Below are 11,601 nucleotides of genomic sequence, written 5' to 3' on the forward strand. Positions count from 1 at the left end.
GATACGTGAGCCGCGTTCATATATCGGCCCATGCCGCTTTCGACGCTTTAGTCGGTCATCGCGCGTGTGCGCTCGATCAAGGCAACGATGCTGTCGGTTCGCGTTTCATCGAAACTGATCGCGATCGCATCGGCAAAGCTGTCCGATGCAAGCCGCGTGAGCACGTGGCCCGCGGGCATCTCGACGGCGAGTCGCGCACCGCGTTCCCATGCGAGCCGCATCGTTTCGTGCCAGCGAACGGGGTGGGCCATATTGGTCGCGAGATCGGCGCCGATCTTCTGCGCGTCGGTCATCGGACGCGCGGCGCTGCTGCTCAGATACGTCATGCGCGGGCGCGCGAGCGCGACGCCTTCGAACGCCCGCGCGAGCTCGGCCGCGGCGGGCGCGAGCAATTCGCAGTGCGAGGGCACCGGCACGCGAAGCCGTTCGGCCGCCCGCGCGCCGCGATCGATCGCAAGTGCACCCGCGCGCGCGAGCGCTGAATCGCTGCCCGCGATGACCATCTGCTGCTCGGCATTCAGATTCGCGAGATAAACGGGCGAGGCGGCGCTGTGGACGGCGTCGATCACGTGTTCGACCGCGCGCTGATTCAGGCCCGAGATCGCAAGCATGCCGTAACCGCTTGGAAATGCCTGCTCCATCAGGGCCGCGCGTCGTGCGACGAGTCGTATCGCATCGTCGAAGTCGAGTACGCCGGCGACGACCGCGGCGGGATACGCGCCGATCGAGAGGCCAGCGACCATATCGGGCGTACCGCTGATCGTTTCGACGAGGCGCGCGCCGGCCACACCCGCGACGAGCAGGCAGAGTTGTACGGCGATCGTCGATTCGAGTGCGTGATCGGTATCGAGATCGAGCACATTTCGTCCAAGCGCGCGGCTTGCCGCGTCGATCGTCTGTCGGACGACCGGCGCATCGGGTAACGCGTGAAGCATGCCCGCGCGCTGCGAGCCCTGGCCGGGGAACGTGAACAGAACGCCGCTCATCGATGGGCGGCGTCCGTTTGAGCGGGTTCGACCCGAGCCGGGCGCCACGGGTCTTCGACGAGCACCGGTCCGCGCGCGGTCTTGAGCAGCACGCGGCCGCGTCGCGCGCGCCATTCGAGCAGCGCAAAGCCGCCGAATCCCGTGTCGATCTGCGCGTCGATGCGCGCGGGCGCATCGGCGCATGCGTGCGCGCAGGCATCGAGCACATCGTCGGCGGGCCGCGACGGGATTCGGATCAACACATCGAGGTCGCTGGTGTCGCGCAGCACGCGGATGCCGGTCGCCAGCGCGAACCCCGCGCTGCCCGTCACGCCCCACGCGAAGCCGAGGCCGTCGAGCCGCGCGCGCACCTGTTCAAACGCTTGCAGGCACGGCAGATTCGCGTCGAGCGTCGACAGTATCGATGCCGATCCTTCAACGACGTTTTCAGGGGTCACGCGCCGCACGACGCGACTTAAGGGCAGATACCCGGCGAGACGCTCGGCGCGCGTCATACCGCGCACGCCGACCGGCAGACGTTCGCTGTCGCCCGTGTCTTCACGCCGCACGACGACCGGTGCTTGCACGAGCCATGCGGAGGTGACCCATGCGGGCGCGGGCGCGTCGACGATCAGGTCGCGCGCATCGGCCATCCAGAGCAGGTCGTGCGGACGGATAGGATGAATCGGTCGAATGAGGGGGAGGGTGGACATCGTGGCGCCGTGCCGGAAATCGACAGATGCGTAATCTACCGCGCTCCGGCGATTGACGCGAGGCGGCGCCCTGGATGCGCATCGACGGTCACAAGAGGGCCGAAGCCCGAATGCATGGCGCGCAAAGCGATTCAGGCCGCGTTGCCGAGGCAAGCGAACCCGATCGCGGTAAGCATTTGCGTCGTCTGTCGCCAACGGGCTTGAATCTGTCATGGATCCACGCCTAGACTGGGTTCAGAGGGTTCCCGCATGCGCGCTCGGTATACCGGCGCTCGGCCTCCGATGGCGGCAAGCGCGCGACCCGTCGGGCCGCGACGATTCGCGGCGCTGCCTTAACGACAAGCGTATGTGCGGCGGTTGCAGATGGGCGTCCAGGCATCGCGGCGGCGAGCGGCGTGCTGTCGAGCCAAGCGGCGTCGAGCGAGACGGCGTCCCATGACGCATCGTTTTGCCGATGTCATGCCCGAGCATCGACGTCGTCGGCGGACATCGACCGTCACGCCGCCGGGCCGGCGGATCCGCCCGAGATCGCGGTCTGAAGATTTGAAATGTCGGTCTTAGAATCGTTTGGCGAACCTATCGCAGCCTTTTAGCAGCATGACGTGCGCAAGGCAGCCGTGTGTCACACGAACCGGGAATGATTGCTTGCAAGATACGTGCGCGCCATTTCATGCGTTCTTGCGCTAGATCAATAGCCCGGTGGCAGGGCCATAGAAAATGGCATGGCCTGTCATGTCGCTTAGACGCGCGGGTTTGCACGACATCAGAAAACGTTCGAAGCATCGTGCAGCTTGAAAAGGAGAATCGGGGTGGTCAAACGCTACAGCGTGGGCGGCAAAGTCACGTGCGCCGTATTGCTCGCGTGGGCGGCGTGCGCCGGCCGTATCGCCATGGCCGACGAGGCCGCGCCCGAGCGCGCGCCCGACACCATCGCGGCGCGTGTGATGGGATGCGCGGCCTGCCATGGCACACAGGGGCAGGGCACGGACAACGACTATTTCCCGCGGCTCGCGGGCAAGCCTGCGGGCTATCTCTACAACCAGCTCGTCGAGTTTCGCGACGGCCGGCGCAAATACCCGCCGATGAATTACCTGCTTGCGTACATGCCCGATGCGTACCTGCAGGAGATCGCCGATTACTTTTCGACGCAGCGGCCGCCCGCGCGTGAACCCGAAGCGCCGCGCGTCGATGCGCCGACGCTCGACTACGGCAAGCAGCTCGCGATGCACGGCGACGCGTCGCACAACATCCCCGCGTGCGTGAGCTGCCACGGTAACGCGCTGACCGGCATGAATCCCGCGATTCCGGGGCTCGTCGGCCTTCATCAGGATTACATCAGCGCCCAGCTCGGCGCATGGCGCTACGGCACGCGCCGCACGGCCGAACCGGATTGCATGCATACGATCGCATCGCGCCTCAACGAGAAGGACATTACCGCCGTGGCCGCCTACCTCGCATCGTTGCCGGTGCCTTCGGACCCGTCACCTGTTGCAAAGGGCGCGCTCAAGCTGCCGCTTGCGTGCAGCAGTCAACCGAACTAGACGGAGAAAAGAATGACACGTCTCCGCATCTTGAAGACGGCGATCGTCGCGATGGCGCTTGTGCCCGCGGCGTGGCTGTTCATCGCGTCCACGCCCGCGCACGCACAGGACAAGAGCGCGGCGCCCGCGAGCCACGCCGACGTGCTCAAGCGCGGCGAATATCTGGCGCGCGCGGGCGATTGCATCGCATGCCACACGGCGCCGGGCGGTAAGGAATTCGCCGGCGGTCTCGCGATGGATACGCCGTTCGGCGCGCTCTATACGCCGAATATTTCGTCGGATCGCGAATACGGGATCGGCGCGTGGACGGCCGATCAGTTTTACGCGATGTTGCACACGGGCAAGTCGCGCGACGGTCAATTGATCTATCCGGCCATGCCGTTCGCGAGCTATACGAAGGTCACGCGCGAAGACTCCGACGCGATCTACGCGTTCCTCAAGTCGACGGCCCCGATTCACGAGCCGAACCGGCCCCACGAGCTGCGTTTTCCGTATAACCAGCGCTCCTTGCTGATCGGCTGGCGCACCTTGTATTTCCGCGAAGGCGAATACAAGCCCGATCCGAAGATGTCGGTCGAGTGGAATCGCGGCGCGTATCTCGTGCAAGGGCTCGGCCACTGCACGATGTGTCATACGGCGATCAACGCGCTGGGCGGCAGTTCGGAACGCAAGGCCTTCGAAGGCGGGCTGATTCCGATGCAGAACTGGTACGCGCCATCGCTGACGTCGAACAAGGAAGCGGGCCTCGGCGAGTGGAGCATCGAGGACATCGACGCACTGCTGCAATCGGGCGTGTCGAATCGCGGCGCGGTCTACGGTCCGATGGCGCAGGTCGTGCACGACAGCCTTCAGTATCTGAACGACGACGATATTCGCGCGATGTCGGTCTATCTGAAGTCGTTGCCCGAACGCAGCGGCACGGCGATCGCCGAGCCGACGCAGGCGACGACCGAGCAGACGTCGACGCTCGCGCCGCTCGGCAAGAAGATCTATGACGCGCAGTGCGCGGTCTGCCACGGCGCGCAAGGCCTGGGCAAGCTGCCGGATTTCCCGCCGCTCGCGAATAACCAGTCGATCCAGATGACGTCGGCCGTGAACCCGATCCGCATGGTGCTCAACGGCGGCTATGCGCCGGGCACGATGAAGAATCCGCGGCCGTACGGCATGCCGCCTTTCGCGCAGACGCTGTCGGATGTCGAAGTCGCGGCGGTCGTCACGTATATCCGCACGGCCTGGGGCAATCACGGCACGCCCGTGACGCCGAAAGAGGCCAACGATCTGCGCGCGGCGCCGTTGAATTGATGCCGGCGCGTCGCGTGAAGCGTCGAGCCGGACCGAATGAATCGAAAGACCGAGGCTATCCATGAGCGACCCCTCTTCAACCCGATCGAGCGGGCCCGCGGACGACGAAGACCGTGAGGTCGACGCGATCGTGCGCAGCGGGCCGCGCGGCGCGATCGCCGTCGCGGGCGTCTCGACCGCGATCGTGATCGCGCTCTGGTTCGCGTTTTACTTCTTTATTTTCGTGCCGCGTGGCGTGATCCAATGAGCGGGACTCTTTACTCATGACTCAGGTACCTCATTCGAGCGAAAGCGCGCAGGTCGCCGAACGTGTCGAGCGGCGCTGGGCGATGATCGTCGTCGCGATCGTCTTGCTGCTGGTCGCGATGGTCGTCTTCACGGGACTGCATTGGGCGATGATGCCGCCTTCGCGCGTCGAAACGATCGATCCGCTCAAGCTCAACGTGTCGGGCGAATTCATCGAAAGCAATCTCGGCAGCGCGGCCGAGTCCGACGGGTCGGTGACCGTGCGGCTCATCGCGCAACAGTATTCGTTCACGCCGCAATGTCTGCTGGTCCCCGCGAATACGCCGATTACGTTTCGCGCGACGAGCGCCGACGTCGTGCACGGATTTCTCGTCACGAACACCAATATCAATTCCATGATCGAGCCCGGCTACGTGTCGACCTTTCATACGACGTTCGACAAACCCGGCGAGCATCTGATGCCTTGCCACGAATATTGCGGCGTCGGCCACGAAGGCATGTGGGCGCACGTCAAGGTCATCGACAAGGACGCGTTTGCAAAGATGGCGGCGAATACGCGGAGGCTCAGCTGTGTTCAATAAACGACTTGTGCTCGCGCACTTCTGGGTCGCCTTCGCGGCATTCGGACTCGCGTTGCTGCTCGGCGAATGGCAGATGTTCATTCGCAGCCCGCTGCATCCGTGGCTCCGGAACCCAGAGCTCTACTATCGCTCGGTCACGGGGCACGGCACGACGATGGGCTATGTGTTTCCGACATTGATCGCGATGGGCTTCGGCTACGCGGTCGTCGAGCTCGCGCTCAAGCGGCCGCTCGTCGGCAGCAAGTGGGCATGGGGCGGCTTCTGGCTCGCGATCGCCGGTACGGTCATGGCCGTCATTCCGGTCGCGATGGGCCTGTCGTCGGTCCTCTATACGTTCTATCCGCCGATGATCGGCAACGCGTTTTATTACCTCGGCATCGTGCTTGTGGTCGTCGGCTCGTGGATCTGGGTCGCGCTCATGGGCATCAATATGAACGCATGGAAACGCGACAATCCGGGCAAGCCGGTCCCGCTCGCGATGTTCGCGACCGTCGCCGGCGCGTATCTCTGGGGATGGACGGCGATCGGCGCGGCGCTCGAAATCCTGTTCCAGATCTTGCCCGTCGCGTTCGGCCTCAAGGACACGATCGACGCGGGGCTCGCGCGCGTGTTCTTCTCGTGGACGCTGCATGCGATCGTCTATTTCTGGCTGATGCCCGCCTATATCGCGTTCTATACGATCATCCCGCGCGCGATCGGCGGCCGGCTCTATAGCGATTCGATGGCGCGGATCTCGTTCATCCTGTTCCTCGTGGTCTCGATGCCGATCGGCCTGCATCACTTGTTCGCCGATCCGCAGGTCGGATCCGGGTTCAAGTTTATTCAATCGGTGTTCACGGCGCTCGTGACGATCCCGACGTTCCTGACGGTGTTCACGATCTGCGCATCGGCCGAGATCGCCTCGCGTCTGCGCGGCGGACGCGGCGCGTTCGGCTGGGTCAAGCATCTGCCATGGGAGCGGCCCGCGATGCTCGCGCTCGCGTTCTCGTTCATCATGCTCGGCTTCGGCGGCGCGGGCGGGCTCATCAACATGAGCTACCAGCTCGATTCGACCGTGCATAACACGCAATGGATCACGGGCCACTTCCATCTGATCTTCGCGGGCGCGATCGTCATCATGTACTTCGTGATCGCCTACGATCTGTGGCCGCATCTGACGGGCCGTCCGATCACGCAACTGAAGCTCGTGCGCTGGCAGCTCTGGCTCTGGTTCATCGGCATGATCGTGTTGACGTTCCCGTGGCACTGGGTCGGCATTCTCGGCATGCCCAGACGCATGGCGTTCTACGACTACACGGATCCGGAGATCGCGGCCCAGGCGTTCTCGGTGATCCTCTCGGTCATCGGCGGCGCGATGCTCGTGGTCTCGGCGATCCTGTTCTTCGCGATTCTGATCGGCGCGCATCGCGGTCCGCGCGCGGAGATCGCCGCCTATGAGTTCGCGCGGCCCGTGCACGCGTCGCCCGCGCTGCCGATCGCGCTCAATAGCTTCGGCCTCTGGGTCTCGCTGATGATCGCGCTGACCGTCGTCAACTACGGTTACCCGATCGGGCAGCTCCTGCTGCGCAGCGATACGTCGGTGCCCGCGATTCGGATCGGAGGTCCACGATGAGCACGGAACCGCTTTTCTCGCTGCGCAATCGCTGGTTCACGACGAGTGCCGCGGCGATGGTCGTTGTCTTCGTCGTGTCGTTTGTGATCGGCTTCATCTGGCTGCCGTCGGTGCAGCGCGATGCGCAATTCCAGGGGGTCTGGAATGCGATCTGCAGTGCGGCGGGTCTGCCGAGGAACTGGTTTGCGGGCGACGAAGCGCCCGTGCAGCCGGCAAAGACGTTGAGCACGGTCGCCCTCTCTCCGTACACGCTCGCGCCGCCGACGCCGCAGTCGATCGGCCGCGGCGCGACGCTCGCGATGCAATGCACGATGTGCCACGGCGAACGCGGCATGAGTCAGGCCAATACGCCGAATCTCGCGGGCCAGTATCCGTCGGTCGTCTACAAGCAGTTGCTCGACTTCAAGACGGGCGCACGCGTCAATGCGGTCATGAGCCCGATGGTCGTCAATCTGTCGGATCAGGACATGCGCGACCTCGCGGCCTACTACGCGTATCTGCCGCGGCCGAGCACGGCGCGCGTGCGCGAGGACGTGCCCGTGCCCGATATCGTCGCGACCGGCGCGCCGATGCGCAATATCGCGCCGTGTGCGTCGTGCCATGGCGGCATCGACAAGAAGGTCGGCAGTCCCTGGCTCAACGGCATGCCCGCGGCCTATATCAAGGCGCAACTGCAGGCGTTCGCAGCAGGGGCGCGCTACAACGACATCAGCGGGCAGATGCGTAATGTCGCGCGCAATATGACGCCCGACGAAATCGAAGCCGCCGCGAGCTACTACGCGGCCAGCGCGAAGTAGCGTGAAGTAGCGCGAATCAGGCGAGGGACGACGGTGCCGCGTCCTTCGCCGCGGCGGCCTTCGCGACGACCGCGCGTCGTTCGAGCATCGCATCGAAGGCGCGCTTGATGCGCACGACAGCCGGCTTCTTATACGGGAACGCCTTGAAGCGCGTGTGCACGAGCATCGTCGCGTTGGCTTCGAAGACAACGACGCGTCCCTCGCGATCGATCCCGCAATCGATACCCCAGTAGTCGAGCCCGACCGAATCGCGAATCGCCACGAGCGCCGCGTAGTGCTTGTCCTTGAAGTAGTGCCGAGGGTTGTTCAGGAAATCGGCTTCCTCGTCCTGCATCCATTTCTGGTGCAGCATGTCGGTCGTCGCGTGGTGGATCTTCCACTGCGTGTCGATCGCGAGGTGATACGGAAGGATCTCGCCGTCGATGAACATGAACCGGTATTTGCGGAAAAAACCGTCGTCGGACCGGTAATCGACATACTGCGTGACGTAGTAATACTCGGCGCGCGTTTGCGCGATGAATGCGACGAGCGCCGCTTCGTCGTCGACCTTGTCGAAATCCTCGCCGCCGTGCGTGCCCGCGCGCCGCACGAGCAAGGGATACGTGAAAGCCGGCGTCTCGCGCGCATAGGCGCGGTCGTGCATCTGCTCGGCCGTATAGCGGCGCGTGACCGGCATGATGCAGTTGTCGATCGACGCGAGGCGTCGCGACATCAGCTCGCGTCCCGTTTGCAGGATGCGTTCGGGATGATTGACGACCGGCCTGCCGATTTTTTCGAGCAGCGGCGCGATATGCGGTAATTGCGACCCGGCGGTATCGAAGTCGGCGATGAGGTTCATGACGACGTCGGTCGAAGCGCGCAATGCCTCGATGTCGTATTCGATGCCCGGCACGAAGGTCAGCATATGGCAGTCGTATGTGCCGATACGCATCATGTAGAAATACGGCGTATTGCCGGCCCCCGGCGCGAACAGCACGAGCACGCGAAACGCGGGGCCGTTGCCGATCGCGTGCGCGAACTTGACGGGGGCGCGCAGCGCCGCGCTGCGCCGGAAGTTGTCTTGCGCTTCGGTGACGCGTCCGACGTTCTTGAGCAAATGCGCAATGATTTCATGCGCGCCCGCATCGGTCGGTTCGAGTTCGATGACCGTCTGGAAACTCACGAGCGCTTGCGCGGCTTCGTTCTGGCTCGCATGCGCGAAGCCGAGCTGCCGGTGCGCGACGACGTCGTCAGGCGCGTCGGCGAGCCGCCAATTGAGCCACCGTTTCGCCTCTTCGGTCCGGCTCGTGAGCATCAGGATCCGCGTGAGGTTCAGGATCGCGTCGGCGTGTTCGGGCTCAGCATCGATCGCCGCGCGATACAGGGGTTCGGCTTGCGCGAGACGGCCTTCCTTATGGTGGACGAGGGCTTCGTCAAGCATCTGTTCAACGGACATGCGGCGGACCAATCCAAGGGGGCTTGCGGGGCACCATATCAGGATGGTTGTCGATTCAATTGACGGAATAGAAATCGTAAGATTACATGCAGTTACTCGTAAGAAATGTGTAAAGCGGTGCGATCAAACGCGTGTTCGCATGGGTGTTCGTCACGTCATGGACGTTTGAAGTACTTCAAGAATGCGGAATTTGAGTTGCTGCGTGACCGGCGGCACGAATTCGCGGCGAACTGACGCGGTGAGTCTAAATGTTCATCGGACATTCGACACGCCCGTGTCGATTCGGCGCATGCTGGTTCGTCGTTGAGGACAAAGCGTCTGCTTTTCAACGCATTTTCCAAGGAGGCATGCGATGTCTGAAATCCAGAGCCTGATTCCCGCGACCGAACTCGCGGCGCGCAACGGTGTGACGTATGCAAACGAAAGCGATGCTTACCGTCGCGCGCGCCTTGCGCTGCTCGCGGAGGAAATCGAGTTGCGGCGTCATATCGAACGCGTCGCCGAAATGCGGCGCGCTTTGCCGCAGGGCCATACGGTCACGCGCGACTATCGATTCATCGGCGAGCGGGGACCCGTCGATTTGGCGGGACTGTTCGGCGACCGGTCGACCCTGATCGTCTACAGCTTCATGTTCGGGCCGCAACGCGCGCGACCCTGTCCGATGTGCACGAGCCTGCTCAGCGCCTGGGATGGCGAAGCCCGCGATATCGAACAACGCGCGGCGCTCGCGGTGGTCGCGCGGTCGCCGATCGAGCGGCTCGTCGCATTCAAGAACGAGCGTGGATGGCGTCATCTGAAGCTCTATTCGAATCCGGACGGCAGCTATGCGCGCGACTATCACGCCGTGCTGCCCGATGGCAGCGACACACCGTCACTCGATGTGTTCACGCGCGCGGACGGGACGATTCGTCATTTCTACAGCGCCGAGATGGGACCCGAAACGTCCGATCCGGGTCAGGATCCGCGCGGCGCGCCGGATCTGATGCCGCTTTGGACCGTGCTCGACCTGACGCCCGAAGGGCGCGATCCGCATTGGTATCCGAAGCTCGATTACGCGAGCTGAACACGCGAGTCGAATACGCGAGTCGAATACGCTAAACGCGCACGTCGAGTGAGTGCGCGACCTGAACGCGCGAGCGGACGACCCGTCGACGTCCGCTCGCGCAATGCATCTACAATTCCGGGTTCGACGCCGGCGGTCGCGCCGGCGCGTCAGATTTCGGAGCTTGGATGACTGCCGGACCGCGCCGCATTGCTCATCTCGACATGGATGCGTTTTACGCGTCGGTCGAGTTGCTTCGCTATCCGGATCTGCGGGGTCAGCCTGTCGTGATCGGCGGCGGACGCCAGGCGACGCCCGAGACGCTCGCCGACGGCAGTCGCCGCTATGCGCGCCTGCGCGATTATGCGGGGCGCGGCGTGGTGACGACGTCGACCTATGAGGCGCGCGCGCTCGGCGTGTTCTCCGCGATGGGCATGATGAAGGCCGCGCAGCTTGCGCCCGATGCCGTGCTGTTGCCGACCGACTTCGAGTCGTATCGCCATTATTCGCGGCTCTTCAAGGCGGCGGTCCGTACGTTCACCGATGCGATCGAGGATCGCGGCATCGACGAGATCTATATCGATCTGACCGATATGCCTGGCGAGGCGCGCGACATCGCCGCGCGGATCAAGGAGGCCGTCCACGCGGCCACGGGGCTCACGTGTTCGATGTGTGTCGCGCCGAACAAGCTGCTTGCGAAAATCGGTTCGGAACTCGACAAGCCCGACGGGCTCACGATCCTGACGCACGACGATGTGCCGCGCAGGGTCTGGCCGCTCGCGGTGCGCAAGGTCAACGGCATCGGCCCGAAGGCGACGGAGCGCCTCGCGGCGCTCGGCATCGCGACGGTCGGCGAACTCGCCGCCGCGGATCTCGGCTTGCTTCAGGACCATTTCGGCCGCAGTTATTCGGCCTGGCTCGCCGAGGCGGCGCAAGGATTCGACGAACGCCCGGTCGTCGTCGAGTCGACACCGAAGTCGATCAGCCGCGAGACGACGTTCGAGCGCGACATGCACGCGCGCCACGATCGCGCTGCGTTGTCCTCGATCTTCACGGGGCTCTGTTCGCGTGTTGCCGACGATCTGAAGCGCAAGGGATATGTCGGGCAGACGATCGGCATCAAGATTCGCTTCGCCGATTTCCATACGGTCACGCGCGATCTCACGTTGCCGAACGGGACCGACGACCCCGTGGAAATCCGGCGCGCGGCGACCGAGTGTCTCAAGCGCGTCAAACTCGAGCAGCGGCTGCGTTTGATCGGCGTGCGTGCCGGTACGTTGACACCCAAGGGCGAGCATAGCGAAATGCCGTTGCCGGTTCAGCAACAGTTTCCGTTCGAGACGTAAGCGCGCGGGCGAGCCGCCATC

The 11,601-nt window shown here is 64.1% G+C and carries 11 protein-coding genes; 8 read left to right on the forward strand and 3 right to left on the reverse strand.

Annotation, left to right across the window (positions count from 1 at the left end; translation table 11 throughout):
- Positions 1-47: 47 nt before the first annotated feature.
- Positions 48-986 carry a malonate decarboxylase subunit epsilon gene (gene mdcH, locus D7S86_RS10960; RefSeq protein ID WP_121086323.1) on the reverse strand — a complete coding sequence of 313 codons (939 nt, stop codon included), beginning with the start codon at positions 984-986 and terminating at the stop codon, positions 48-50.
- Positions 983-1,678, reverse strand: a complete 696-nt coding sequence (locus D7S86_RS10965; RefSeq protein WP_158601925.1) for a malonate decarboxylase holo-ACP synthase — start codon at positions 1,676-1,678, stop codon at positions 983-985. The genes mdcH and D7S86_RS10965 overlap by 4 nt, the downstream gene beginning before the upstream one ends.
- Positions 1,679-2,568: 890 nt before the next feature.
- On the opposite strand from D7S86_RS10965, the gene D7S86_RS10970 reads away from it, so the two are divergent.
- The 6 genes from D7S86_RS10970 (at position 2,569) to D7S86_RS10995 (ending at position 7,757) form a co-directional block, all read left to right on the forward strand.
- Entirely contained in the window at positions 2,569-3,219 is a 651-nt protein-coding gene (locus D7S86_RS10970; RefSeq protein WP_121086899.1) for a c-type cytochrome, read from the forward strand.
- Between the two features lie 12 nt (positions 3,220-3,231).
- Positions 3,232-4,521, forward strand: a complete 1,290-nt coding sequence (locus D7S86_RS10975; protein WP_121086327.1) for a c-type cytochrome — start codon at positions 3,232-3,234, stop codon at positions 4,519-4,521.
- A 61-nt stretch (positions 4,522-4,582) separates the two neighbouring features.
- On the forward strand, positions 4,583-4,768 hold the full coding sequence (locus tag D7S86_RS10980; RefSeq protein ID WP_121086329.1) for a hypothetical protein: 186 nt from the start codon (positions 4,583-4,585) through the stop codon (positions 4,766-4,768).
- Positions 4,769-4,784: 16 nt separating this feature from the next.
- Entirely contained in the window at positions 4,785-5,348 is a 564-nt protein-coding gene (locus tag D7S86_RS10985; RefSeq protein ID WP_121086330.1) for a cupredoxin domain-containing protein, read from the forward strand.
- A gap of 7 nt (positions 5,349-5,355) precedes the next feature.
- Positions 5,356-6,960: a b(o/a)3-type cytochrome-c oxidase subunit 1 gene (locus D7S86_RS10990; protein WP_205962799.1), complete on the forward strand. Its 1,605-nt coding sequence runs from the start codon at positions 5,356-5,358 to the stop codon at positions 6,958-6,960.
- Entirely contained in the window at positions 6,957-7,757 is an 801-nt protein-coding gene (locus D7S86_RS10995; RefSeq protein ID WP_121086334.1) for a c-type cytochrome, read from the forward strand. Before D7S86_RS10990 ends, D7S86_RS10995 begins: the two co-directional genes overlap by 4 nt.
- Positions 7,758-7,773: 16 nt before the next feature.
- Here D7S86_RS10995 and D7S86_RS11000 read toward each other — a convergent pair whose 3' ends face one another.
- Positions 7,774-9,192, reverse strand: a complete 1,419-nt coding sequence (locus tag D7S86_RS11000; protein ID WP_121086336.1) for a tetratricopeptide repeat protein — start codon at positions 9,190-9,192, stop codon at positions 7,774-7,776.
- A gap of 352 nt (positions 9,193-9,544) precedes the next feature.
- Here D7S86_RS11000 and D7S86_RS11005 point away from each other — a divergent pair, with 352 nt between their 5' ends.
- On the forward strand, positions 9,545-10,255 hold the full coding sequence (locus D7S86_RS11005; protein ID WP_121086338.1) for a DUF899 family protein: 711 nt from the start codon (positions 9,545-9,547) through the stop codon (positions 10,253-10,255).
- A 167-nt stretch (positions 10,256-10,422) separates the two neighbouring features.
- Positions 10,423-11,580, forward strand: coding sequence for a DNA polymerase IV (gene dinB / locus D7S86_RS11010; RefSeq protein ID WP_121086340.1), 1,158 nt, complete (start codon positions 10,423-10,425; stop codon positions 11,578-11,580).
- Positions 11,581-11,601 lie beyond the last annotated feature (21 nt).

Source organism: Pararobbsia silviterrae (assembly GCF_003628125.1).
GTDB lineage: Bacteria > Pseudomonadota > Gammaproteobacteria > Burkholderiales > Burkholderiaceae > Pararobbsia > Pararobbsia silviterrae.

What these genes read in the sequence shown, in the direction of transcription:
- mdcH (WP_121086323.1), bottom strand. Translation starts at nt 986, where the DNA reads ATGAGCGGCGTTCTGTTCACGTTCCCCGGCCAGGGCTCGCAGCGCGCG.
- D7S86_RS10965 (WP_158601925.1), bottom strand. Translation starts at nt 1,678, where the DNA reads ATGTCCACCCTCCCCCTCATTCGACCGATTCATCCTATCCGTCCGCAC.
- D7S86_RS10970 (WP_121086899.1), top strand. Translation starts at nt 2,569, where the DNA reads ATGGCCGACGAGGCCGCGCCCGAGCGCGCGCCCGACACCATCGCGGCG.
- D7S86_RS10975 (WP_121086327.1), top strand. Translation starts at nt 3,232, where the DNA reads ATGACACGTCTCCGCATCTTGAAGACGGCGATCGTCGCGATGGCGCTT.
- D7S86_RS10980 (WP_121086329.1), top strand. Translation starts at nt 4,583, where the DNA reads ATGAGCGACCCCTCTTCAACCCGATCGAGCGGGCCCGCGGACGACGAA.
- D7S86_RS10985 (WP_121086330.1), top strand. Translation starts at nt 4,785, where the DNA reads ATGACTCAGGTACCTCATTCGAGCGAAAGCGCGCAGGTCGCCGAACGT.
- D7S86_RS10995 (WP_121086334.1), top strand. Translation starts at nt 6,957, where the DNA reads ATGAGCACGGAACCGCTTTTCTCGCTGCGCAATCGCTGGTTCACGACG.
- D7S86_RS11000 (WP_121086336.1), bottom strand. Translation starts at nt 9,192, where the DNA reads ATGTCCGTTGAACAGATGCTTGACGAAGCCCTCGTCCACCATAAGGAA.
- D7S86_RS11005 (WP_121086338.1), top strand. Translation starts at nt 9,545, where the DNA reads ATGTCTGAAATCCAGAGCCTGATTCCCGCGACCGAACTCGCGGCGCGC.
- dinB (WP_121086340.1), top strand. Translation starts at nt 10,423, where the DNA reads ATGACTGCCGGACCGCGCCGCATTGCTCATCTCGACATGGATGCGTTT.